General features: G+C 73.4%; 12 protein-coding genes and 1 pseudogene. 8 read left to right on the forward strand and 5 right to left on the reverse strand.

Going from position 1 to position 25,964, the window contains the following annotated elements; translation table 11 throughout:
- Positions 1-147 precede the first annotated feature (147 nt).
- The 4 genes from ABZ172_RS23160 to ABZ172_RS23175 form a co-directional block, all read right to left on the reverse strand.
- Positions 148-2,214: an iron ABC transporter permease gene (locus tag ABZ172_RS23160; protein ID WP_356885938.1), complete on the reverse strand. Its 2,067-nt coding sequence runs from the start codon at positions 2,212-2,214 to the stop codon at positions 148-150.
- A gap of 6 nt (positions 2,215-2,220) precedes the next feature.
- Entirely contained in the window at positions 2,221-3,198 is a 978-nt protein-coding gene (locus ABZ172_RS23165) for an iron-siderophore ABC transporter substrate-binding protein (RefSeq protein ID WP_356885940.1), read from the reverse strand.
- Positions 3,195-4,094 carry an ABC transporter ATP-binding protein gene (locus tag ABZ172_RS23170; protein WP_356885942.1) on the reverse strand — a complete coding sequence of 300 codons (900 nt, stop codon included), beginning with the start codon at positions 4,092-4,094 and terminating at the stop codon, positions 3,195-3,197. The genes ABZ172_RS23165 and ABZ172_RS23170 overlap by 4 nt, the downstream gene beginning before the upstream one ends.
- 123 nt (positions 4,095-4,217) lie before the next feature.
- Positions 4,218-5,165: a methionyl-tRNA formyltransferase gene (locus ABZ172_RS23175; protein ID WP_356885944.1), complete on the reverse strand. Its 948-nt coding sequence runs from the start codon at positions 5,163-5,165 to the stop codon at positions 4,218-4,220.
- A 250-nt stretch (positions 5,166-5,415) separates the two neighbouring features.
- On the opposite strand from ABZ172_RS23175, the gene ABZ172_RS23180 reads away from it, so the two are divergent.
- The 8 genes from ABZ172_RS23180 to ABZ172_RS23215 all read left to right on the forward strand — a co-directional run bounded on the left by ABZ172_RS23180 (position 5,416) and on the right by ABZ172_RS23215 (position 25,850).
- Entirely contained in the window at positions 5,416-6,777 is a 1,362-nt protein-coding gene (locus ABZ172_RS23180) for a lysine N(6)-hydroxylase/L-ornithine N(5)-oxygenase family protein (protein WP_356885946.1), read from the forward strand.
- A 186-nt stretch (positions 6,778-6,963) separates the two neighbouring features.
- Positions 6,964-8,022: an iron ABC transporter permease gene (locus tag ABZ172_RS23185; RefSeq protein WP_356885948.1), complete on the forward strand. Its 1,059-nt coding sequence runs from the start codon at positions 6,964-6,966 to the stop codon at positions 8,020-8,022.
- Between the two features lie 11 nt (positions 8,023-8,033).
- Positions 8,034-9,098 (forward strand): iron chelate uptake ABC transporter family permease subunit, encoded by a 1,065-nt coding sequence (locus tag ABZ172_RS23190; RefSeq protein ID WP_356885964.1) that lies wholly within the window; start codon positions 8,034-8,036, stop codon positions 9,096-9,098.
- A gap of 50 nt (positions 9,099-9,148) precedes the next feature.
- Positions 9,149-9,988: an ABC transporter ATP-binding protein gene (locus ABZ172_RS23195; RefSeq protein WP_356885950.1), complete on the forward strand. Its 840-nt coding sequence runs from the start codon at positions 9,149-9,151 to the stop codon at positions 9,986-9,988.
- Positions 9,989-10,104: 116 nt separating this feature from the next.
- The gene (locus ABZ172_RS23200; protein WP_356885952.1) at positions 10,105-11,157 is read left to right on the forward strand and encodes an iron-siderophore ABC transporter substrate-binding protein; all 1,053 of its coding nucleotides are present in this window, start codon (positions 10,105-10,107) and stop codon (positions 11,155-11,157) included.
- Between the two features lie 43 nt (positions 11,158-11,200).
- The gene (locus ABZ172_RS23205) at positions 11,201-12,988 is read left to right on the forward strand and encodes an ABC transporter ATP-binding protein (RefSeq protein WP_356885954.1); all 1,788 of its coding nucleotides are present in this window, start codon (positions 11,201-11,203) and stop codon (positions 12,986-12,988) included.
- 249 nt (positions 12,989-13,237) lie between these two features.
- Positions 13,238-24,163: an amino acid adenylation domain-containing protein gene (locus ABZ172_RS23210; protein ID WP_356885956.1), complete on the forward strand. Its 10,926-nt coding sequence runs from the start codon at positions 13,238-13,240 to the stop codon at positions 24,161-24,163.
- Complete coding sequence (locus tag ABZ172_RS23215; protein ID WP_356885958.1) at positions 24,150-25,850, forward strand: ABC transporter ATP-binding protein; 1,701 nt, start codon at positions 24,150-24,152, stop codon at positions 25,848-25,850. The genes ABZ172_RS23210 and ABZ172_RS23215 overlap by 14 nt, the downstream gene beginning before the upstream one ends.
- Before the next feature lie 13 nt (positions 25,851-25,863).
- Here the strand turns inward: ABZ172_RS23215 and ABZ172_RS23220 are convergent.
- A pseudogene (locus tag ABZ172_RS23220) lies at positions 25,864-25,964 on the reverse strand (chaplin); the annotation flags it as partial.

Raw genomic sequence — 25,964 nt, forward strand, 5'->3', positions numbered from 1 at the left:
CCGGGACGGGGACGGAACGCACCGGGTAAGGAAAACGGCACGGGCGGAACACGGCACCGGCGGAACGCGGCATGAGCGGAACGCGGCACCGGCGAGACGCCATGGGGCCGGGCCGCGGTCCACACCGCCGGCCCGTCCCCGTCCCGCTCAGCGTCTCGTGCGGACCAGCAGGTAGAGGAAGTACGGCGCGCCGATGACGGCCGTCATCAGACCGGCGCCGAGCTGGGCCGGAGCGATCACCGTGCGTCCCGCGAGGTCCGCCAGGCAGACCAGCAGCGCTCCGAGGAGGAGGGCGACCGGGACCACCCGGACGTGCCGCCGTCCGACGAGGGCGCGTGCCGCGTGCGGGGCGACCAGCCCGACGAACGCGATCGTCCCCGCGGCCGCCACCGCGGTGGCGGCGAGCAGCACGGCCGCCACGAGGAAGCCGAGCCGCGCCCGGGGGAGGCCCAGCCCGAGGAGCCGGGGGGTGTCCTCGTCGAGCGCGACCAGGTCCAGCTCCCGGCGCCGGGTCACGGCGGCGACGACGCCGGCCGCGAGGACCACGGCCACCGGGACCACATCGGGCAGATTCCGGCCGTACGTCGACCCGGACAGCCAGGTGAGGGCCCTCGTCGTGTCGAACGGATCGCTGAGCACGATGATCAGACCGATCAGCGCCGCCGCGGCGGCGGAGACCCCGATCCCCAGCAGGACCAGTCGGTTCTGCCGGAAACCGTCCCGCGCGGCCAGCCCGAACACCAGGGACGCGGTGACCGCAGCACCGCCGAACGCCGCTCCCGCGATCGCCCAGGAGCCGGGCGACTGCACGGTGGTCACCAGGAGGACGGCACCGAGTCCGGCGCCTCCCGAGACCCCCAGGACGCCGGGTTCGGCGAGCGGATTGCGGGTCACGGCCTGCACCAGGGTGCCGGACAGGGCCAGCGCGCCACCGGCCAGGAGTGCGGCCGTCACGCGGGGCACCCGGGTGTCGAGCACGAAGGTGACGACCCGTCCGGACCTGCCCTGGACCCAGTTCACGACATCGCCGAGCAGCAGCTTCGAGTCGCCCAGGAGCACGGCCGCCAGGAGCGCCCCCACCAGGACGACGGCCAGCACGGTCACACTGACCAGGAACGCCGTCCGGCTCGGGATCCGCATCCGGTCCGGCGGCTCCGCCGAGGCGGTGTCACGGAGCCGCAGTGCCATCACGACGACGAACACCCCGCCGACCACGGTGGTGACGACGCCGGTCGGCACCTCCACCGCGGTGTCGGCGGGCACGACGGCCCGCAGCAGCACGTCCGAGCCGAGCACGAGCGCCGCACCGACGAGCCCCGCCACCGGCAGGCTCACCCGGGAGCGTACGAGACCCCGGAAGCGGCGGGTGAGCGGGCGCACGAGTGCGGGTGCGCAGAGACCGACGAACCCGATCGGACCGGCGAGCGTGACCGCCGCCGCGGAGAGCAGGGTCGCGGCCACGACGGTGGTGACCCGGGTCCCGCGGACGGGCACCCCCAGCCCCCGTGCGGCGTCGTCCCCCAGCGCCAGGGCGTCGATACGGCGGGCGAGGAGCAGCATCCCCACCAGGCCGACGACGACGACCGGGGCCATCCGGACGACCGCGTCGAACCCGTTCTGGCCGACGCTCCCCTGGTTCCACCGGTACAGCCCCTCGGTCTCCTGGGGGAAGAGGAGCAGCAGGGCCTCGGTCACGGCGTTCAGGCCCAGGGCGAGCGCGGTCCCCGCCAGCACGAGCCGTACGGTGCCCCGGCCCAGCCCGGACAGCCCGAGCACGACCGCCGCGGCGGCGAGGCCGCCGGCGAACGCCACGCCGGACGAGGCGATGAGCGGCAGCGACGCGCCGGTGACGGAGACGACCCCGAGCGCCAGGTAGGACCCGGCGTTCACGGCGAGCGTGTCCGGGGAGGCGAGCACGTTCCGGCTGACCGCCTGGAGGGCGGCGCCGGCCGTGCCGAGGGCCACCCCGACGAGGACGGCGGCCACCGTCCTGGGGAGCCGGGAGGCGATGACGACGGAGGAGTCCCCTTCCTCCGCGGCCCCGGTGAGTGCGTGCCAGACGCCGGACGCGCCGACTGCGGCGGTGCCCTGTGTGAGGTCGACGGTGGCGAGGACCGCGACCAGCAGGACGAGCGTGGCCGTCACGGCGACCGCGCCCGTCCTGGCCGGGCCGGAGCGGTCATTGCCGGCCGCGGTCCTCTCGATGACGGCCACGGCGCGCTACTTCGTCAGGGCGTCGACGAGGGAGTCGATGTACGCCTCCATCGAGAGGGGGCCGCCGAACATCCAGACGCCGTCGGGCAGCCGGTGCACGTCGCCGGCCTTCACGAAGGGCAGCGACCTCCAGACGGCGTTCTTCGCGAGAGGGCCGGCGAAGGCGTCGCCGTCGGCGTCGTTCGCGACGTAGGCGAACTGGACGTCGCCGAGACCCGTCAGGCCCTCGACGTCGGTGGTGGCGAGGCCGTAGCTCGCGTCGCCCTTCACGGTCCAGGCGTTCTCGAGACCCAGCTTCTCGTTGACCGCGCCGAGCAGCGACGTGCCGGTGTAGGCACGCACGGAGACCTGGTTGGAGGCGACGTAGCCGTCCGCGGAGGCGATCTTCGCGCCGCCCAGTCCGGCGTCCGCGAGAGTCTTCCGCCCCTCGGCGAGGCGGTCCTCGAAGCCCGCCGTGAGGGCCTTCGACTCGGACTCCTTGCCGGTGGCCCGCGCGATGAGGTCGAGTCCCTCCGTCATCGTGCCGATCTGGTCGGCGGCGTCCGCGGACGTCACCTCCAGGACGGGCGCGACCCTGCGGAGCTGCTTCACCACGGCCGGCGGGAGGTCGCTGGTGGCGACCACGAGGTCGGGGGCGAGCGCGGCGACGGTGTCGATGCTCGGCTCGCCGCGGGTGCCGATGTCCTTGGGGCTGCCGGTGAGCGGGGCCGCGGTGTTCCACGCGGTGTAGCCCTTGACGTCCGCGACGCCCACCGGGTCCACTCCGAGCGCCACCAGGTCCTCGACGATGTTCCACTCGGTGGCGACGACCTTGGTCGCGGGGCCGTCGAGCGTGACCTTCGTGCCCTTGGCGTCGGTCAGGGTGATCTTCCCTGCGGGCTTCCCGGCGGCGGAGTCGCCGGCGGAGGGCTCCGTGGTCCCGCAGGCCGCCAGGGACAGTGCGGCGACGGCCGCGGTGGCGGTGAGGAGCAGACGGCGTCTCATGAGGAGGTACTGAGCCTTTCGGATCGGGAGTGGTGGCGGCCGACCGCGCGGGTGCGCAGGCTGCCGGTGGCGGGGTCGGTGTCCACGTCGATGCGGATGCCGTAGACGTCCGACAGGAGGCCGGGGGTGAACACGTCCTCGGGCGCGCCGTCGGCGACGATGCGCCCCGCGTGCAGCAGGGCGACGCGGTCGGCGACGGCTGCCGCCTGGTCGAGGTCGTGGAGGACGACGCCCACGGCGATCGCGTGGAGGTCGGCGAGATCGCGGATCAGGTCGAGGAGTTCGACCTGGTAGCGGAGGTCGAGGAAGGTGGTGGGTTCGTCCAGGAGCAGCACGCCCGTCTCCTGGGCGAGGCAGCTCGCGAGCCACACGCGCTGGAGCTGGCCGCCGGACAGCTGGTCGACGCCCCGCCCCGCGAGATCCTCGACCCCGGTGAGGCCGAGTGCCCGGTCCACCGCGGCGGTGCCCCGGGGATCGGGGCGCCCCCAGCGTCCCCGGTGGGGATAGCGGCCGAACTCGACCACGTCCCGCACCGTGAGCCCGCCCGGGGTCGCTCGCGACTGGGTCAGGAGCGCGACGCGGCGCGCGAACGCGCGGGAACCGAGGGCGAAGCCGTCCTCGGCCCCGTCCGCACCGGTGTCGAGGGTGAGCGAGCCGGTGCGTGCGCTCTGCAGCCGGGCGAGCGTGCGCAACAACGTCGACTTCCCGCTGCCGTTGGGGCCCACGAGCGCGGTCACCTCGGCGGGCCGCAGGGCGATGGCCGCCCCGTGGACGACGTCGACGCGGCCGTACGCCACGGTCACCCCGTCGGCGGACAGCCCGTCGCCGCGAGGGGAGGGTCCGGCCGCGGACACAGCGGTGCCCGCAGCCGGTGAAGTGCTCTCACCAGCTCTCATGGGCATTAGGTTAGCCTGCCCTTACGTGCTGGCGAACGGCGGCCTCCGGCGAGTGACCGCGCGGCCCCCGGCGCGGGGGAGGGGGCCGGTGTGCCGCCGGGCGCGCTCAGGTCCCCGGCGGGGTCAGGGGCGGGCGGTCAGGTAGCCGCCCATGGAGGTGAAGTACTCCGTGGCGGGCAGCTCCCGGCCGTCCTCGGTGCGTACGCGGGTGATGGCCAGGCCCTGGTTGCGGCCGGTGCGCGCATCGGATCCGGCGACGATGACCACACCGTTGCCCTCGCGGTAGAAGACGCGGCCGGGCGTTCCGCCGTACCGGCCCTCGGACACCACCGCGGCGAGCACCTCGATGCGCCTGCCCCGGTGGAAGGTGAAGGCGCTGGGGTACGGCTCGGACTGGGCGCGCACCAGGCGTTCGAGGTCCTGTGCGGGCCAGTTCCAGTCGATGCGGATGTCCTCGGCCGACCGCTTGTGGAAGAAGGTCGCCCGGGAGCGGTCCTGCCGGGTGAACTCCGTCCGCCCCCCGGCGATGAGGTCCAGTGCGCCGATGGCGACCGGGCCGATGAGGTCGACCGTCTTGTGGAACAGGTCGGTGGCGGTGTCCCTGGGGCCGACCGCGACCGCCTCCTGCCTGACGATGTCACCGGCGTCGAGCTCGTCGTTCATCATGTGCGCGGTGACGCCCACTTCGTGCTCTCCGTTGATCAGGGCCCAGATCAGCGGGGAGAAGCCGGCGTACTTCGGCAGCAGGGAGTCGTGGATGTTCAGCGTGCCGTGACGCGGCAGGGCGAAGATGCGCGGGGGGATCCAGGTCCGCCAGTTGTTGGCCACGATGATGTCCGGGTCGGCCTCCTGGAGGCGCGCGAACAGCTCCTCGTCGTCCGGACGGTTGCGGATCAGCACCGGGACCCCCCGCGCTTCGGCGAGGTCCGCGACCGAGTCGCTCCAGATCTTCTCGTACGCGTGCTCGCTCTTTGGGTGTGTCACGACCAGCACCACGTCGTGCTCGGAGTCCAGGAGTGCTTGCAGGGTGCGGTGCCCCCAGGTCTGGTATCCGAACATGACGACCCGCATGTGTTCCTCCTCGGCGCAGGGACTGATGAGTTCCCAGTAAAGCGAGGCTTGCCTAAGTTCGCAACAAGGGTCCGCATCGGCCCTGTTGGGGGGCCTGGTCCCGCGGTCGTGCGCCCTGTGCCCTCTCGACAGTGGTGAAAGATGAGCTTAGGCTCACCTAAGCTACGACGGGCCGCCCTTCCATGCGGTGTGCCCGGGCTTCGTATACCCCCGCGACTTCAGGCGGCTTCCCCCGCACGATCGGAGTGACATGTCTCAGGTTCAGCCTGGCGACGCACCTCAGGTCCTCGACCTCATCGGCATCGGCTTCGGGCCGTCCAACGTGGCCATGGCGATCGCGCTCAGCGAGCACAGTACGGGCACAGGTTCGCACCGGCCGGTCACCGCCCGCTTCTTCGAGCAGCAGCCGCGCTTCGGCTGGCACCGAGGGATGCTGATCGACGACGCGACGATGCAGGTGTCCTTCCTCAAGGACCTGGTGACGCTCCGCAACCCGACCAGTGAGTTCAGCTTCCTCTGCTACCTCAAGAGCAAGGGACGCCTGGTCGACTTCATCAACCACAAGAACCTCTTCCCCCTCCGGGTCGAGTTCCACGACTACTTCGAGTGGGCCGCCGCCAAGGTCGGCGACATGGTCTCCTACGGCCACGAGGTCGTCGGTGTCACACCCGTCGTGGGCGAGGACGGGGCCGTCGACCACCTGGACGTGACGGTCCGGTCGAGCGAGGGGCTCCAGGTCCACCGGGCCCGCAACGTCGTCATAGGCACCGGGCTGCGGCCCCTCGTGCCGGAGGGTGTGGAGCGCGGCGAGCGCGTCTGGCACAACTCCGAACTGCTCACGAAGGTCGAGCGGTTGGAGGGGACCTCGCCCTCCCGGTTCGTAGTGGTGGGCGCCGGCCAGAGCGCCGCGGAGAACGTCGCCTACCTGCACCGCCGTTTCCCGGAGGCCGAGGTCTGCGCGGTCTTCTCCCGCTACGGCTACAGCCCCGCCGACGACAGCGGCTTCGCCAACCGGATCTTCGACCCCGGGGCGGTCGACGAGTACTTCGCCTCGCCCGGCGACGTGAAGCGCAAGCTGATGGGCTACCACGGCAACACCAACTACTCCGTGGTGGACATCGACCTGATCGACGACCTCTACCGGGAGATGTACCGGGAGAAGGTCCTCGGTACCGAACGGCTGCGCTTCCTCAACGTGTCCCGGCTCGCCGCCGTCGAGGAGAAGCCGGACACCGTCCACGCCACGGTGACGTCGCTCGTCACGGGGGAGGAGACCGTCCTGGACGCCGACGTCGTGGTCCTCGCCACCGGCTACAGCCCCGTCGACCCGCTCGGCCTCCTCGGCGAGGCCGGCGGCCGCTGCCTGCGCGACGCGGAGGGGCGTGTACGGGTCGAGCGCGACTACCGCATCGCCACCGATCCCGACCTGCACTGCGGCATCTACCTCCAGGGCGGCACGGAGCACACGCACGGCATCACCTCGGCCCTGCTGTCCAACACCGCGATCCGGGTCGGCGAGATCCTCGACTCCCTGCTCGACAGGAGCGTCAAGGCGACCTCCGACGAGGCCCGGCCGATGGCGAGGCACGGTCAGGCCCTCGATCCGGCCTGACCCCGGCAGGCGGCCCGGCCCACCCGGCCGGCCCCCGCCGCACCCCGGCGCCGCCGGGCGCGGGAGAGGCCGCCCGGCCCGGTGGACGGGACGCGGCGGCGACACCGGCGGACGCTCAGGCCCAGCCGACGGTCCGCCCAACTGCCCCTCGAAAGCCGGAAGATCAAAGGGATATCGTACGTCGACATGAGCACGACTGCAGTGGAACGCCCCGCTCCCGGGCGCGCGGTGGAGGCCCGTCGCAGACGGATCCTGGGCCTCGGCGCGCTGCTCGCGGTCCTCGTGGCCGTGGCAGCCGTCTCGCTGGCCGTCGGCGCGCGCGCGTTGAGCCCCGCGGAGGTGTGGCACGGACTGTCCGGCGCCCCCGACGCGGACCGGCGCCTCACCGAGATCAGACTCATCGTGCGGACGGTCCGGGTGCCCCGGACGGTCCTCGCGGTCGTCGCGGGGATCGCCCTGGGCATCGGCGGGGCGCTGATCCAGGGCTACACCCGCAACCCGATCGCGGACACCGGCCTGCTGGGCGTGAACGCCGGGGCCTCCTTCTCGGTCGTGACGGTGATCGCCCTGTTCGGCCTCACCTCCCCCTTCCAGTACGTCTGGTTCGCGTTCCTGGGGGCGGCGGTCGCCGGCGTCGTCGTGTTCGGGCTGTCGAGCATCGGGCGGGGAGCGGGCAACCCGCTCACCCTCGCGCTGGCCGGTCAGGGCGTCACGGTGTTCCTCGCGGCGATGACGACGGCGATCGCGCTGTCCGACCTCACGGCCCTGAACGCACTGCGCTTCTGGAACGCCGGCTCGGTGGCCGGCGTCGGCTTCGACGTCATCGCGCCGGTGAGCGGGTTCGTCGCCGTCGGAGTGGTCCTGGCCCTGACCACCCTGCCCGCACTCAACCTGCTCAACCTGGGCGAGGACGTGGCGCGCGGGCTGGGTGTGAACATCGCGCTGAGCCGCACCGTCGGCATCCTCGCCATCACCCTGCTCGCGGGTGCGGCGACCGCCGCGTGCGGCCCCATCGCGTTCCTCGGACTGATGGTCGCCCATGTGGCACGCCGTCTGACCGGTCCGGACTACCGCTGGCTGGTGCCCTGCGCGGGCCTCCTCGGAGCGGTCGTCCTGCTGGTCTGCGACATCGTGGGGCGGCTGGTGGTGCGGCCGGGCGAACTCGACGCGGGCATCGTCGTCGCCCTGCTCGGCGCCCCGTTCTTCGCGGTGCTCGTCCGACGGGGAAAGTTCAGGAGCACATGAACGGCACCGGCATGAACGGCACCGAGGTGAAGCGGCCGGTGGTCCCCGGCGTACGGCTCGGGCGGGTGTCCTTCGTCTGGCGGCCCTGGCTCGTCTCCGTCACGCTGCTGCTGGCGGCGGCGGCCTTCCTGGTGTTCTGCCTGTCGGTCGGGACGGGGGACTTCCCCATCGGTGTGCCCCGGGTGATCGCCACGATCCTCGGGCGCGGTGAACCGGTCGACGCCTTCGTCATCATGGACCTGCGGATGCCGCGCGCGCTGGCGGGACTCCTGGTGGGGCTCGCCCTGGGCGTCTCCGGGGCGATCACCCAGTCCGTCGCCCGCAACCCGCTGGCCAGTCCGGACATCCTGGGGATCACCGGTGGGGCCGGAGTGGCCGCCGTGTTCCTGGTGACGGCCTCGGGCGGAGCCGCCACCGCGGTCCTCGGCACCGTGGGCCTGCCGGCGGCGGCGCTCGCCGGCGGCCTCGGGACCGGACTGCTGGTCTACTTCCTCGCGTGGCGGCGGGGGATCGACGGCTTCCGGCTCATCCTCATCGGCATCTCGGTGACCGCCGTCGCGGAGGCGGTCACGACCTGGCTGCTCGCCACGGCCGACATCCGGGACGTGGCACGGGCCCAGGCCTGGCTGGTCGGCTCGCTGGACGACCGGTCGTGGGACGAGGTCCGGACGGTGTTCTGGTGCTCGCTCGTCCTGCTGGCGGTCGTGGCGGCCGCGGCGTTCCAGTTCAAGCCGCTGCACCTCGGGGACGAGGTCGCCGCGGGGCTCGGCGTCCGGTTCTCCCGGGTGCGGGCCGTCCTGCTGCTGTGCGCGGTCCTGCTCGCCGCCGCGGCGGTGAGCGCCGCGGGCCCGGTCCCGTTCGTGGCCCTGGTGGCGCCGCAGGTGGCGATGCGTCTGGCGCGGTGCCCCACACCGCCCCTGGCGGCCTCCGGGCTGGTGGGCGCCCTGCTGCTGCTCGGTGCGGACCTGACCGCGCGTACGGCGCTGCCGGTCACGCTGCCGGTCGGCGTGGTGACCGCAGCGATCGGCGGCCCGTTCCTCGTGTACCTGCTGGTCCGGTCGAACCTCAGGCAGTGAGGGCGCACGGCCGACGAAGACGACTGTACGAACCGGACGAGGGGGAACCCGTGGGCACCCAGCACAGCACGAGGACCGAGCCGGCCGCCGGGGACACCCCCCGGCTCGCCGCCAGGGGCGTCACGGTCGGCTACGGCGGCCGGACCGTCATCGACGGGCTCGACGTGACCGTGCCGCCCGGGGTGATCACGACGATCATCGGCCCCAACGGCTGCGGCAAGTCGACCCTGTTGCGCACGCTCACGCGGCTGCTCAAGCCCGCCTCCGGCGCGGTCGTGCTGGACGGCGAGGACATCGCGGGGCTCAGGACCAGGGACGTGGCAAAGAAGCTCGGCCTCCTGCCGCAGGCCCCCGTCGCGCCGGAGGGCCTGACGGTGGCCGACCTGGTCGCGCGGGGCCGCCACCCGCACCAGAGCTGGCTGCGGCAGTGGTCGTCGGACGACGCCGCCGTCGTGGAACGCGCGCTGGCCCTGACCGGGGTGTCCGATCTGGCCGCCCGCCCGGTGGACTCGCTGTCCGGCGGACAACGCCAGCGCGTCTGGATATCGATGACGCTGGCCCAGGGCACCGATCTGCTGCTGCTGGACGAGCCGACCACCTATCTGGACCTGGCCCACGCGATCGACGTGCTCGACCTGGTGGACGACCTCCACGAGTCCGGCCGCACCGTGGTGATGGTGCTGCACGACCTCAACCTCGCCACCCGCTACAGCGACCACCTCGTCGTCATGCGGGCGGGATCGATCCTGGCCCAGGGGCACCCGCGGGACGTGATCACGGCCGAGCTGCTGCACGAGGCGTTCGGGCTGCGGGCCAGGGTGATCGACGACCCGGTGGGGGACCGGCCCCTCATCGTCCCCATCGGGCGGACCCATGTACGGCTCAACTGAGGTACGGGTGACGCCGGTCGGTAAAGTTAGGCTAGGCTAACCTCACTATTCAGCGGTAAGGTTTGGCTGCCCTCGGTCGGGGTGCGGCGTACGGCGTGAAAGCAGGGGATTGAAGGATGCTCTTCCACAGATCGGCGTTCGCGAAGCCGGGGCGGCGCCTCGCGGCCGCCGTCGCCGCAGCGGCGCTCGGCGCCGGCCTCCTCGCGGGATGCGGTTCCGGCACGGAGGACGCCACGGACGAGAAGGCCCCCGCGGCCTCGTCCGGGGCCTTTCCGGTGACCGTCGAGCACGCCTTCGGGTCCACGGAGGTCACCAAGGCCCCCGAACGGGTCGTCACCGTCGGCTACACCGACGACCAGGCCGTCCTCGCGCTCGGCACCAAGCCCGTCGGGATGGTCGACCAGTACCCGAACCCGACCGGCACCTCCCCCGACATCAACACCCAGTGGCCCTGGGTGAAGGACAAGTGGGGCGACGCACGCCCCGAGGTCGTGATGAGCAACGGCGACGCCGGCCCCGGCTACGAGAAGATCGCGGCGCTGCGGCCCGACCTGATCATCGCGGTCTACTCCGAGATCGACCGGGCGGCCTACGACAAGCTCTCCCGGATCGCCCCGACCGTGGGCCGCACCAAGGCGGAAAAGGAACTCTTCAGCGCCCCCTGGCAGGACAACGCCGTGCACATCGCCAAGGCGCTCGGCAAGGAGGCCGAGGGCACGGCCCTGGTCGAGGGCATCCAGGACAAGCTCGACGCGGCACGCGAGGCGCATCCGGAGTTCGCCGGCAGGACGGCCGTCCCGGTGTCCTGGTACGAGGACGCCGTCGCCCCCTTCACCACGACCGACGTACGCGGACGCCTGGTGACGGGCATCGGCTTCGAGGGCGCGACGAAGATCGACGCGATCGCCGGGGACTCGTTCTACACGAAGCTCTCTCCCGAACGCATGGACCTGATCGACGTCGACCACATCTTCGTCATCAACGACAAGGCCGACCAGGACGCGCTGAAGAAGTCCGAGCTGTTCACCAACCTGTCCGCGGTCAAGGCCGGGAACGTGTCCTACCTGCTCGACAGCGAGGGTCCGGCGGTCGGCGCGGCGATGTCCCAGGGAACCCTGCTGTCCCTGCCGTACGCGATCGACGAGCTCGTCAAGTCGGTCGAGCGGTGAGGCCCGTCGCCCGCGCCCGCCGCCGGCCCGGACGGGTCCCCGAGTGAGCAGCACCGACATCCGCGTCGCCCCCGCCACCCTGCGCACGGCGGCCGGGGGCGAGTCCACCCGCTGGGTCGCCGCGCGCTGCCGCGAGGTGCCGTGGCTGACGGCCGCCACCGTGCTCACCACGGTGGCGGGGGCGGCGCTCCAGGTGCTGCCGGTGCTCCTGCTCGGCCGGGTGGTCGACGGCGTGGTCGGGGGCGACGGGCGCTCGGTCCTGGTCACCACCGGGACCCTCATGGTGGCCGCGGCCCTGCTCGGCGCGGCGGTCACCGCGGTCTCGACCTACCTGATCGGACGGCTCGGCGCGGACCTCCTCGCACACCTGCGGGAGGCCGCGGTCCGCGCGGTGCTCGGGATGCCCAGCGCACGGATCGAACAGGTGGGCCGCGGCGACGTGCTGTCCCGGGTCGGCGACGACGTCGCCGTGCTCTCCAGGGGCATCCGCACCGCCGTCCCCACGGTGTTCTCGGCGGGCGTGCTGGTCGCCATCGCCACGGTCGGCATGTTCGGACTCGACTGGCGGCTCGGACTCGCGGGCGCCGGCGCACTGCCCGCGTACGCGCTGGCCCTGCGCTGGTACCTGCCCCGGTCCGCGCCGCTCTACCAGCAGCAGCGGAAGGCCCAGGCCGGCCGCGCGCAGGCCCTGATCAGCGGCCTCGACGGGATCGACACCGTCCGCGCCTACCGGCTGGAGGGCGCCTTCCGCGAGCAGGTCACCGACCGGTCCTGGCGGGTGCGCGAGCTCGGCATCCAGGTCTTCCGGATCTTCGGCCGCTTCGTCGGCCGCGAGAACCGCGCCGAGTTCATCGGTCTGGTCCTCATCCTGGTGGTGGGCTACGTCCTGCTGGAGACCGGATCCGCTACTTTGGGCGACGTCTCGGCGGCGCCCCTGATGTTCCACCGGCTCTTCACCCCGCTGGGCGCCATCATGTTCACCTTCGACGAGGCGCAGAAGTCCGGCGCGAGCCTCACCCGGCTGGTCGGGGTGCTGGGGGAGCCCTCGGAGGAGCGGCTGGTGGGCGACGCACCCGCACCGGCCGGGGGACCCGTCCCGCACCCGGTGACGGTGGAGGGACTGACCTTCGCCTACCCCGGCTCCGACGAACCGGTCCTGCGCGACGTCAGCCTGACCATCCCGGCCGGTGGCTCGCTCGCCCTGGTGGGCGCGACCGGTGCCGGCAAGTCGACGCTGGCCGCCCTGATCGCGGGCATCGGGACCCCGCAAGCGGGGGCGGTACGGATCGGGCCGCACGACCTCGCCGGCCTGGACGAGGCGGGCGCGCGGGCGCTGGTGAGCATCCTGACGCAGGAGACGCACGTGTTCTCCGGTCCGCTCGCCGACGACCTGCGGCTGTCCGCGCCCCGGGCGACGGACGCCGAACTCACCGACGCACTGCGGACCGTCGGCGCCGGTGCCTGGGCCGGCGCGCTCCCCGACGGGCTGGACACCGCGGTCGGGGAAGGCGGCGAACGCCTGGACGTCACGAAGACCGCCCAGATCGCCCTCGCCCGGCTGGTGCTCAACCGGGCGGGCGTGGTGGTGCTCGACGAGTCGACCGCGGAGGCCGGCAGCGAGGGCGCCGCCGAACTGGAGAGATCCGTGCAGGCCGCGTGTGCCGGCCGGACCACCCTCTTCGTGGCACACCGGCTCACCCAGGCGATGGCCGCGGACCGCATCGCCGTGCTGGACGCGGGACGCGTCGTGGAGCAGGGCACCCACGAGGAACTGGTCGCCCTGGGCGGCCGGTACGCCCGGCTCTGGCGCGCCTGGCGCGAGGGCAGCTAGCTCCGGCACTCCCCGCCACGCCGCGGCGGCGTGCCCCGGCACCGCTCCCCGCGGTGGCGCCGCCGGCCCGCGGCGCGCCTCCCTCCCGTCCCCGCCCCGGCGGGAGCGGACCGCACCGGCCCCTGCCGGGTGCGCGGCGGCACCCGCCCCCGCGCCCCGGACCGGCCCGATCCGAACGCACGCCCCCCAGACAACCGCTGAGCCGGGATCAGCCCCGCTCGCCCACGTTGGAAGGACGATGAGTCTCCGATGACGGACCCCACTGCCCGCTCCGTGCTGCTTTCCGCCGCGAGTCTGGACGACGTACGCAGGCGCGCCGGGGACTACTCGGACCGTACGATCACCGAGGCCTGCGCCATCGGGCTGTCGTACTGGGCGACGGGCCTCGGCCCGGAAGGCATCGACCTCACCCCCGCGACCCTGTTCGCCGACGTGCTGCGGTGGGTCGCCGACGGCGGCACCGCGCCCGCCGGTTGGGAGGTCGGTCCGGACGACCGGAGCATCCACCGGGCCGACGGGGTTCTGCCGGCCGGCGCGCAGCTCGCGCTGGACGACCTGGCGGACTTCCCGGACCGGCCGCTCGGCACCATCGGCCCGGTGGACGCGGCGGCCAGGCTGGACGCCCTGAACAGGTGGAACGACACCGGGGCCGACCGTATCCGGCCGACCGTCGTCGAGATGTTCCAGGAGCAGGCGCGGACCAGGCCGGACGCCGTCGCGATCGTCGACGAGCACCGCTCGCTGACGTACCGGGAGGCGGCCGCGCGCTCCGCGCAGCTGGCCCACCACCTCGTCGAGCGCGGGCTCACCGCCGAACAGGTCGTCGGGATCTCGCTGGGCCGCTCCGCCGACATGGTGATCGGGCTGCTCGGGGTGCTGCAGGCCGGCTGCGCGTTCGTACCGCTGGACCCGGCCTGGCCCGCCGAGCGCCGGGCCGTCGTCGTCGCGGACGCCCGCGTCGTCCTCCAGCTCGACGCCACCGGCGAGCCCCGGGACGGCGAACCGGAGTCCGTGGCCGTCGACCTCGGCGACTGGCGTTACCACGCCCGCCCGTCGGTTCCCCCCGGCATCACCGTCCCGGGAGCCGCCCTCGCGTACGTGATCTTCACCTCCGGCTCGACCGGCCGCCCCAAGGGCGCCATGATCCGGCACGAGGCCATCAGCGAACGGCTGCTCTGGCAGTCGCAGGAGATCCTCGGCTTCGGCCACGACGACGCGTCCCTCTTCAAGGCCCCGCTGTCCTTCGACATCTCCCTCAACGAGATCTTCCTGCCGCTCGTGTGCGGCGGCCGGCTCGTCGTGCTGCGCCCCGGCGGTGAACGCGATCCCCAGCACCTGCTGAGCGTGCTGTCCGAACAGCGCGTCACCTTCACCTACCTCGTGTCGTCCATGCTGGACGTCCTGCTGGAGATGGCCGGCGACTCCGGACGGCTCGACAGCCTGCGGCACGTGTGGTGCGGCGGCGAGGTCCTGACCCCCGAACTCTACGAACGCTTCCGCACCCGCCTCGACATCCCGATGTACCACGGCTACGGCCCGGCCGAGACGACCATCGGCGTCTCGCACGTCGTCTACCGGGGCGCGGCGGAACGCCTGTCGACCTCGATCGGCCGGGCCAACCCCAACACCCAGCTGTACGTCCTCGACGACGAACTGCGCCCGGTCCCCGTCGGGGTCGGCGGCGAGCTCTACGCGGGCGGCTTCCTGCTGGGCCGCGGATACGTCAACGCGCCCGGCCTGACGGCCTCCCGGTTCGTCGCCAACCCCTTCGCGGCGGACGGGTCGCGGCTGTACCGCACCGGCGACCTCGCGCGCTTCGCCCCGGACGGATCGCTGGACTTCCTGGGCCGCGCCGACAACCAGATCAAGATCCGCGGGATGCGGCTGGAGACCGAGGACGTCGAGGTGGGCCTCGGCGCACACCCGTCCGTGCGGCACACCTGCGTCGTGGCGAAGAAGAACACGGCGGGCGGCACCTATCTGGTGGGCTACGTCATCCCCGCCACCGGCAGCGAGGGGCTGCGCGGCGACGAGGTCGCGGCCTGGGCCGCCGAGCACATGGTCGACTACATGGTGCCCACCCACATCGTCGTGCTGACGGAGTTCCCGCTCACCGCGAACGGCAAGATCGACCGGACGGCGCTGCCGGAGCCCCGCGTCGGGACCGGCCCGCTCGTCCCGCCCTCCACCGAGGAGGAGCGCGCGGTGTGCGCCGCGGTCGCGAGCGTCCTGCGACTCGACGAGGTCGGGGTCGACCAGGACTTCTTCCGGCTCGGCGGGGACAGCATCCTGGCCATCTCGCTGCTCAGCGCCCTGCGCGCGCAGGGGCTCCACGTCACGGCACGGCAGATCTTCACGCACAGCGTCGTGGGCGCGCTCGCCGCCGTCGTGTCCCGGGAGGACGTCTCCACCGAGGAGGACGACGACGTGGCGACCGGGCCCGTGGTGGGACCGCCCGTCGTGCAGTGGCTCGGCGCGACCACGGACGCCGTCGACGGCTTCGTGCAGTCCGTCGTCCTGAACACCCCGGCGGAGCTGACCGGCGACGCCCTCGACGCGCTCCTCGGTGCGGTCACCGCACGGCACGACATGCTCCGCGCCCGGCTCGTCCGCGGCGACCGCTGGAGCTTCGACATCCCGGAGGCGGACGGCACCGCCGCGGCGTGGCAGGAGAGCACGCTCCCGCGGGAGGCGTGCGTGGCGCTCGCCACCGGGGAGCTCGACCCCGACAACGGCGTCATGCTGCGCGCCGTGTGGCGCCGCGCGGCACGGGAACTCGTCGTGGTCGTCCACCACGTCGTCGTCGACGGGGTGTCCTGGCGGATCCTCATGGACGACCTGGCCACCGCCTGGCAGCTGTTCAGCGCGGGCCGGCCCGTCGAACTCCCTGCCGTGGGCACCTCCTTCCGCCGCTGGACACAGCTGCTGGAGGGCGCGGCGTTCGAAGCCCACCGCGCCGCTCACGAGCGCCCCCTGCCCGGAGCGGACCTGCCCGTGGGCAGGCGTGAGCTGTGCGAGGCCGACACCGTCGCCCGGGAACGCACCAGGACCGTCACGATCGGCGCCGAGGCCACCGCCGCGCTGCTCGGCGAGGTGCCCGCGCGGTTCCACGCGGGCGTCAACGACGTGCTGCTGACCGGACTCGCCGTCGCCCTGGCCCGCCGGCGCCGCGACCTCGGGCAGGACCAGACGTTCGCACACATCGAGCTCGAAGGACACGGCCGCGAGGCGCGGTTCGTGTCGGACTCCGCCGGTTTCGAGCCGGACCTCTCCCGGACGGTCGGCTGGTTCACCACACTGTTTCCCGTGGTCGTGGACCCCGGCCCGGCCGCCGACCCCACCGCGCCCGCCCACCTGTCCGCCGCGCTGAAGGCGGTCAAGGACGACCTCGCCCGGGTCCCGGGCAACGGCCTGCCCTACGGAGTCCTGCGCCACCTCACCGCCGCCGGGCTCGACACCCCCGCCCCCCAGGTGCTGTTCAACTACCTGGGCCGCTTCGACTCGGGCACGGGAGGGGACTGGCAGCCCGCCGGGACCACCGGACAGCTGGGCGAGAAGCGCGACCCCCGGATGCGCCTGCCGCGCGCCCTGGAGTTCAACGCGATCGCCGAACCGGCCCCGGACGGCGCGTACGAGCTCGTCACCACCGTCTCCTGGCCCGACGGGATGTTCACCGACGAGGACATCACGGCCCTCTGCGCCCATCTGGCCGAGGCGCTCCACGGACTGGCCGCCCTCGACGGGGGAGGCCACTCGCCCGGCGACTTCCCGCTGGTCCCGCTCGTCCAGGAGGACGTCGACGCCCTGGACGGACCCGCGCTGCTGGACATCCTGCCGCTGACCCCGCTCCAGGAAGGCCTCTACTTCCACTCCGTGTTCGACGACGACTCGGCGGGCAGCTACGTCGAGCAGCAGCTCCTCACCCTGGAGGGCGAGGTGGACGCCGACCGGCTCGCGGCGGCGGCGACCCGGCTGCTCACCCTCTACCCGAACCTGGCCGCACGCTTCGTGGCCCTCGCCGACGGCCGGGTGGTCTCCGTCCTGGAGAGCGGGGTGGAGGCACCCTTCACCGTGCTGGAACGCCCCGGGATCACCGCAGCGGAGATCCGCGAGCACGCCGAACGGGACCGGCGCGCCGGATTCGACCTGGCCACCGGTCCGCTGACGCGGTACACACTGATCCGCGGGGGCCCCGAAGGGGACGTACTGGTCCAGACCGTGCACCACATCATCGCCGACGGCTGGTCGGTGCCGCCGATGCTCCGCGCCCTGCTGGCCGAGTACCACACACCGGGCGGCCGCTACCCGCTCGGCGGATTCCCCGACCACGTGCGCCGGCTCGCCGGCCTCGACGACGACGAGAGCGACCGGATCTGGCGCGCGGAGCTCGCGGACCTGATCGGCCCCTCGCTGGTCGCCGACGGCCACACGCCGTCGGACCGCTTCGACGACGTCGCGACGGAACCGGAGCAGGACGTCGACGAGGCCGCCCGCGCCGCCGGCGTCCCGCTGAGCGTGGCGGTGCACAGTGCCTGGGCCGTGACGCTGGGAGGCGTCCTGCAGGGCCGGGACGTGGTGTTCGGCTCCACCGTCTCCGGCCGCGACGCGGAGCTGCCCGGCATCGAGGACATGGTGGGCCTGTTCATCAACACCATCCCGCTGCGGGCCCGTTGGACCCCGGACACCCGGGCGCGCGATCTCTTCGGCTCGGTACGGGAGCACCAGAGCGCGGTCCTGGCGCACCAGCACGTCTCCCTGGCGCGGATCGCCCGCCAGGCCGGCGGCGGATCCCTGTTCGACACCCTGGTCGTCTTCGACGTGGCGACCGACGTGGCGGCCCTGCGGCGGCCCGGCGACGAGATCGCCGTCACCGGCATCGTGAACGAGGGCGCCCCGCACTACCCGTTGACCCTGGTCGTGGAGCGCACGGCCGACGGCCGCCCGCGCTTCAATCTCATCCACGACACGGAACTGCTGCGCGGGACGAGCGCCCGCGCCCTCCTCGACACGTTCACCCGGACCCTCACCGCCCTGCTCGAACGTCCGGACGGCCTGGTCGACGACCTGGCGGCGGACGGCACCCGGCGCCCCGAGCCGATCGCCCCGACGACCCTGGGCGACCTGTTCGACGCCGCGGCCGACCGCGACCCCGCGGCCACCGCCGTCACCTCCTGCGCCCTCGACGGCACGACCCGGTCGCTGACCTACGGCGAAATGAGGGCCGAGAAGGACGCACTGGCCTCCTCGCTGCGGGCTGCCGGGATCGGACCGGGCAGCCGGGTCGCCGTCGCCCTCCCGCGGTCCGTGGAGCAGGTCGTCGCCCTGGTGGCGATCGTCTGCGCGGGAGGGGCGTACGTACCCCTGGACCTGGCGTACCCGGACGAACGGCTGGACCACGTCCTCACCGACTCCGCGCCGCAGGCGGTCCTCGTCGGCCGCGACCAGCGGGAGCGGTTCGGTGCGCTGCTGGACCGCGGATCGGCTCCCCCGGCCCGCCTGCTGGTGCTCGGCGATGAGCTCCCCCGGGAGGAGCGTGACGCCGCGGACGTGCGACGGGCACGGGCCGGCCGGCACGACCCCGCGTACGTCATCTACACCTCCGGGTCGACCGGCAGGCCCAAGGGCGTCGTCGTCCCGCACTCCAGCGTGGTGTCGCTGCTCACCCGCACACGGCCCGACATGGGCTTCGGCCCGCACGACGTATGGGTCCAGTTCCACTCCTACTCCTTCGACTTCGCGGTCTGGGAGCTGTGGGGCGCGCTCGTGCACGGTGGTGAACTGCTGGTCCCGGACCACGCGCTGACCCGCTCCCCGGTCGACTTCCACCGGATGGTCCGCGAGCGCGGGGTGACCGTGCTCAACCAGACCCCCTCGGCCTTCTACCGGTTCGCCGAGGCCGACCTGCACGCGGGGGAGCCCGCCACCGCACTGCGCCGGATCATCTTCGGGGGCGAGGCACTCGACCTCGCCCGGCTGCGCGGCTGGACCGGGCGGCACGGCACCGTCAGGCCCGAGCTGGTCAACATGTACGGCATCACGGAGACCACCGTGCACGTCACCCACCGGGTGCTCGCCGACGAGGACTTCGCGGGGGACGTCAGCCCCATCGGCGGCCCGGTGCCCGGCCTCACCACGTACGTGCTGGACGACCGGCTGCGCCCGGTGCCCCCGGGACGGACGGGCGCCATCTACGTCGCCGGCGACCAGGTCTCCCTCGGCTATCTGGGCCGGCCCGGGCTCACCTCCGGCCGTTTCGTCGCGAACCCCTTCGCGGGCGACGGCTCCCGGATGTACCACACCGGTGACCTCGCGCGCCGTACGCTCGACGGGGAGCTGGAGTTCGCCGGCCGCGCCGACGACCAGGTCCAGCTCAAGGGCTTCCGCATCGAGCTCGGCGAGGTGGAGTCCGCGATCAGGGAGCTCGACGGGGTCACCGACGCGGCCGTCACGGTGGCCGACGGCGGCGACCACCTGGTCGCCCACGTCGTGGGCCGGGTGCCCGACGACCTCACGGACCGTCTCTCCGCGAAGCTGCCCGCGCACATGGTGCCGGGCCGGACCATCGAGTCCGAGGCCCTGCCGCTGACGGTCAACGGAAAGCTGGACCGCGCGGCGCTGACCGCGCGTGCCGCGCGGGAGGACACACACGAGGACGCCCGGGAGGACGCGGCGGCCGGGCCCAGCGGCCCCGCCCTCGCCCTGCTCGTCGAGATCTTCGCCGCGGCGCTGCCCGGCTCCTCGGGCGTCGACGCCGACACCGACTTCTTCGCGGCGGGCGGCGACAGCATCGTCGCCATCACCGTGATCAACCGGGCCAGGGCACGCGGTCTGACGATCGCACCCCGGGACGTGTTCCTCTTCAAGACACCGCGCGCGCTCGCCGAGCAGCTGGGCTCACGCGCACCACAGACGGCCGCGCCCGCCCCGGCCCTCCGCGCGGACGGGCCGCTGACCCCCACGCCCATCATCCTGCGCCAGCGCGAACTGGGCGGCTCACTGGCCGGGTTCGCCCAGGCCCGGACCGTGGAGCTGCCGGCGGGCACCGGATTCGCGGACGCCGTCCGCGCGGCGGAGGCGGTCGTCGCCGCGCACCCGGTGCTGCGGCTGCGGCTCCGCGTGGACCACGGGGTGTGGTCCCTGCGCACCGAGCCCGTCCGCACGGTCACCGTCGACCGGACGGACGCCGCCGACGCGACGGCCGCGGCGAACGACGCGGCGGGCCGCCTCGACCCGGAGGCCGGCCACGTCATCGCGTTCTCGTGGCTGGAGCCGAGCCGCACCCTGGTGGTCACCGTCCACCACCTCGCGGTCGACGCGGTGTCCTGGCTGATCCTCCTCGACGACCTGGACACCGCACTGCGCGGAGCGCCCCTGCCGCCCCCGACCACGCCCTACGCCGCGTACGCCGAGGCGCTGAACACCCGCGCCGGCCACATCCCCGGCGGAGCGGGGCACTGGGCGGACGTCCTGCGGGCCCCCGCGCTGCTGCCCGAAGTCGGCGGCGTCCGGGAGACCGTCCTCGTGCTCCCGCCCGAGGTGAGCGACCGGCTGACCCGCACCGCCCCCGCCGCACTCGGCATCGGCACCACCGAACTGCTCTGCGGCGCGCTGCGGACCGCGCTGACCCGCGTCCAGACCTCGCCCACCGACCTCGCCGTCGAGCTGGAACGGCACGGCCGGGTCCCGGCGCTGGACCACCACGACTACGCGCGCACCGTCGGCTGGTTCACCTCCATCGCCCCCCTGCGGCTCACCCCGCACACCGACCCGGTGGCGGCGGCGCGCGAGGTCGCCGAGCTTCAGCCCGACGCGTGCGGGCACGTCGACTACGGCCTGCTCCGCTACCTCAACCCGCAGACCGCACCCCTGCTGACGGCCCGTCCGCAGGTGCTGTTCAACTACCTCGGCCGGGGCCGCGAGTCCGGGGCGCCGCGCCTCACCGGGCCGGACCGTGCCGACAGCCCGTACGCCGTCGAGGTCAACGCCTGGACCGACGAGACCACCGGAAGCCTGCACGCGGTGCTCTCCCTCGCCGACGGCGTCCCCGACGCGATCACCGGGCACTGGCGCGACGCCCTGCACCACCTGGCCGAGGTCTCCGCCACGGCCGAGCGCACCGCGCCGGTCACCCCGCTCCAGCGCGGTCTGTTCTTCCAGGCGCAGATGGCCGGCCCGGCCGGACACTACGTCGCCCAGAGCTACTTCACCTTCGACCGGCCGCTGGACACCGACGCGCTGGGCGAGGCGATGGCGCACGTCATCGCACGGCACCCGGTCGTCGGCGCCGGCTTCGGCACCGACGACCACGGGAACCCGGTCCAGCTCCTCGCGGCGGGCCGCCGCGTCGGCGTCCGTACCGTCCGGTTGGAGACCGAGGCCGACGTCGACGCCCTGCGCGCACGGGACCGCGACACCGGATTCGACCCGGCCGAGCCGCCGCTGGTCCGGATGACCGTCGTGCGGCGCCCCGACGCACCGGACGCCCTGCTGCTGAGCTACCACCTCCTGCTGTGGGACGGCTGGTCCCGGGAGATCCTGCTGCGCGACCTGTTCGACGCCTACCGTGCCGTCCTGGCGGGCGAGGCGCTCGACGCGGCGCCGGTGTCACCGGGCTTCGAGGACCACGCCCGGGCCCTGGACGCCCGGGACCCGGCGGTCCCGGAGCGCTTCTGGGCGGAGCACCTGGCCGGGCTGACCGGCCCGACCCTCCTCGCGGGACCGGATCCGTCCCTCACCGACGCGCTGCCGGACGCCCTCGTGCACACGCTGTCCGCCGAGCGGTCGGACCTCCTCCGGGCGGCGGCCAGGAACCACGGGGTCACCCTGAACACGGTGCTGACCGGCGCGTTCGGCCTCCTGCTGGGCGCGCACACCGGCCGCGGCGACGCCGTGTTCGGCGTGACCGTCTCCGGACGCGAGGGCGAGGGCCTGTCCGGCATCGTCGGTGTGCTGCTCAACACCGTCCCGATGTGGACGCGGCCACGGCCCGGCGACACGGTCCGGGAGTACCTCGCGTCCGTCCAGGCCTCCCGGGTCGAGGCGATGGAGCACGAACACCTGGGTCTCGGTGAGATCCAGCGCGCCGCCGGACACGGCAACCTGTTCGACAGCCTCTTCGTGCTCCAGAACTTCCTGGACCTGGACGCCTTCGCCGAGATGAACGCCCGGCACGGGATCACCTCGGTGGAGGCCGACGACTCGACGCACTACCCGTTCACCTGGGTCGTCACGCCCGGCGAGCGGCTCACCGTCAAGCTGGAGCACCGCGACGGCGACCCCGGCAAGGCGCGCCGCCTCCTCGACGACTACCTGCGCGTGCTCGACGAACTGGCCCGTGCCACCGGCCCGGTCGGCGCGCTGAACGGCCTCGGCCCCGAGCCCGGACCCCCGGAGCGCACGGACATCGGTACGGACACCGTGGTCGACCGCTTCGACCGTGCGGCCGACCGGGACCCGCAGCGGACCGCCCTCGTCGCCCACGGCGCCACCCTGACCTTCGCCCAGCTGCGGGACCGCAGCCGCGCGGTGGCCGGTGTCCTCGTCCGGCGGGGCATCGGACCGGAGACGACGGTGGGCCTGGCCCTCCCGCGCTCCCTCGACTCGATCGTGGCCCTGTTCGCCGTGCTGCGCACCGGTGCCGCCTACGTCCCCCTGGAGCTCGACCACCCGGACGAGCGGATCGCGGCGATCGTCGACGCGGCGCGCCCGGACGTGATCCTCACGGTCAGCCCGGTGTCGCACCGGCTGACCGGCGACCTCATCGAACTCGACCGGCCGCTGCCCGAGGCCGATCCGTACGTCACCTTCGCACCGGACTCCCCGGACCGGCTGCGGCACCCCGCCTACACCATCTACACCTCGGGATCGACCGGGAAGCCCAAGGGCGTCGTCACCGAGTACGCCGGCCTCACCAACATGCTGATCAACCACCAGCGCCGCATCTTCGAGCCGGTGCTCGCGGAGCACGGGCACCGGACCTTCCGGATCGCGCACACCGTGTCGTTCGCGTTCGACATGTCGTGGGAGGAGCTGCTGTGGCTCGCCGACGGCCACGAGGTGCACATCTGCGACGAGGAACTGCGCCGCGACGCACCCCGGCTGGTCGCGTACTGCGCCGAGCACGCCGTCGACGTCGTCAACGTGACCCCCACCTACGCCCAGCAACTGGTCTCCGAAGGCCTCCTCGACGACCCCGCCCGCCGGCCCGCCCTGGTCCTGCTCGGCGGCGAGGCGGTCACCCCGGCGCTCTGGCGACGGCTCGCGGAGACCGAGGGGACGGCGGGCTACAACCTCTACGGACCGACCGAGTACACCATCAACACCCTCGGCGTCGGCACCTTCGAGTGCGAGGACCCGGTGGTGGGCGTCGCGATCGACAACACCGAGGTCTACGTCCTCGACCCGTGGCTGCGGCCCCTGCCCGACGGCGTCCCCGGCGAGCTGTACGTCTCGGGCGTCGGCATCGCACGCGGCTACCTCGGCGAGCCGGCCCGGACCGCCGACCGGTTCGTGGCGTGCCCGTTCGGCGAGCCCGGTGCGCGCATGTACCGCACCGGCGACCTGGTGTCCCGGCGGCCCGACGGGAACCTGACCTACCTCGGCCGCACCGACCAGCAGGTCAAGATCCGGGGCCACCGGGTCGAACCGGGCGAGGTCGAGGCCGCGTTCGCCGCCCACCCGGCGGTCCGGTCCGTCGCCGCGGTCGCGCAGCCCGACCCCCAGGCCGACGGCTCCTACCGGCTGGCCGCCTACCTCGTGCTCAACGGCTCCGACCTGGCGACGGTCGCCACCGAGGCCGGCGCCGCGCTGCCGGACTTCCTGCGCCCGACGCACTACGCCCGGGTCGACGCCATCCCGCTCACCGTGAACGGGAAGACCGACACCGGGGCGCTGCCCGAGGCCCGGCCCCTCGGCGTGCTGACCACGGCGGGCGAACGCGGCCCGCGAACCGGCACGGAGACGGTGGTCTGCGCGTTCTTCGCCGAGGCACTGGACCTGGACGACGACGAGGTCAGCGCGGTCAGCGACTTCGTCTCCCTCGGCGGCCACTCCATGCTGGCCGTACGGCTGACCGGGCTGCTCCGCCGGGAGTACGGTCCTGTGGTCACCATCCGAGATCTGCTCACCCTTCGAACCCCGGAAGCGATTGCCCGCCACCTTGATGACCACTCCTGACGTGCAGCGGCACCGCCCCGGCGCCGGCATCCTCCGCACCGCCCTGCGCCGCAACGCCGGGGCGGTGGCGCGGGGCACCGTCCTCATGGGCCTCTACCAGGCGGGCGAGACCGCCTTCCCGATCGCGCTCGGCCTGATCGTCGAACACACCCTGCAGGACCGCAGCCCGGGCTCCCTCGGCCTGTCGGTCGCGGCCCTGGCCGTGATCATCACGACCGTCTCGCTGTCGTGGCGGTTCGGTATGCGTGTCCTGCAGAAGGCCAACACGACCGAGGCGCACCGCTGGCGCGTCAAGGTCGCGGCCTGCGGGCTCCAGCCGGTGGCCAGGGACGTCGATCTGAAGTCCGGCGAGATCCTGACCATCGCCACCGAGGACGCCGACCAGACCGCCGACATCGTCGAGGTGGTCCCGCTGCTGATCAGTTCGCTGGTCGCGGTGGTGGTCGCCTCCGTCGCGCTCGGCCTGGCCGACCTGCGGCTCGGACTGCTGGTGATCGTGGGCACCGTCGGCATCCTGTCCGTCCTCAGCGTGATGTCCGGGCGGATCGGCTCCAGCACGCGCGAACAGCAGGCCCGGGTGGCGCGGGCGGGGGCCAAGGTCGCCGACCTGATCACCGGACTGCGCCCGCTCCACGGCTTCGGCGGCAACCACGCGGCGTTCCTGTCCTACCGCAAGGTCAGCGCCGAGGCCAAGCACCAGGCGGTCACCGTCGCCCGGGTGAACGGTGTCTACGCGGGCACCGCCCTGGCCCTCAACGCGGTGCTCGCCGCCGCCGTGACCCTGACCGCGGGCTGGCTGGCCTTCGAGGGCCGGATCACGGTCGGAGAGCTCGTCATGGCCGTCGGGCTGGCGCAGTTCATCATGGAACCGCTGAAGATGTTCTCCGAGATGCCCAAGTACGTGATGATGGCGCGGGCCTCGGCCGACCGGATGGCGCTCGTGCTCGACGCGCCCCCGCAGGCGGAGCCGGGCCGCGACCGTCCGGCACCCGGCGGGGACCTGGAGATCGACGGTGTCCGCCACGGGGCCCTGCGCGACGTCCGGTTCACGGTCCGCGCGGGCGAGTTCGTGGCCGTCGCCGCCTACCAGCCGCGCGCCGGCGCGGACCTCGCCGCGGTCCTCGGCGTGCACGTCCCTCCCCGCGCGTACGACGGAGCGGTGCGGGTCGGCGGGCGGGACGTCGCGGAGCTGTCCGTCGAGGCCCTCCGCGAGCACCTCCTCGTCAACCCGTACGACGGGGAGATCTTCGAGGGCAGTCTCCGGACGAACATCGATCCGTCCGGCACCAGCCGGATGATCCCCGAGGCCGTGGAGGCGTCACTCCTGACCGATGTCGTCGCCCTGCACCGCGAGGGGCTCGACCACGGTGTCCGCGACCGCGGCGCGAACCTCTCCGGCGGGCAGCGCCAGCGGCTGTCGCTGGCCCGCGCCCTCGCGGTCGACTCCGACATCCTGGTCCTGCACGACCCGACGACCGCGGTCGACGCGGTCACCGAGCAGCTGATCGCACGCAACCTCGCGAAGCTGCGCGAGGACCGCACCACCGTCGTGATCACCAGCAGCCCCGCGCTGCTGGACGCGGCCGACCGCGTCCTCGTGCTGGACGACGGTGTGGTCACCGCCGAGGACACGCACCGCCGTCTCCTCGCCACCGACCGGGCCTACTGCGCCGCCGTGGCCCGCTGACCCGGTCCGCCCGCCCGGCGTCCGAGACGTTGGCGCAGGTGTTGCCGAACGCCGGGTTGAGCAGGGCGATCACGTTGACCGTGTTGCCGCACACGTTGACCGGGACGTGGACGG

Origin of the sequence: Streptomyces sp. NPDC006296 (assembly GCF_040613235.1) — a bacterium.
GTDB lineage: Bacteria > Actinomycetota > Actinomycetes > Streptomycetales > Streptomycetaceae > Streptomyces.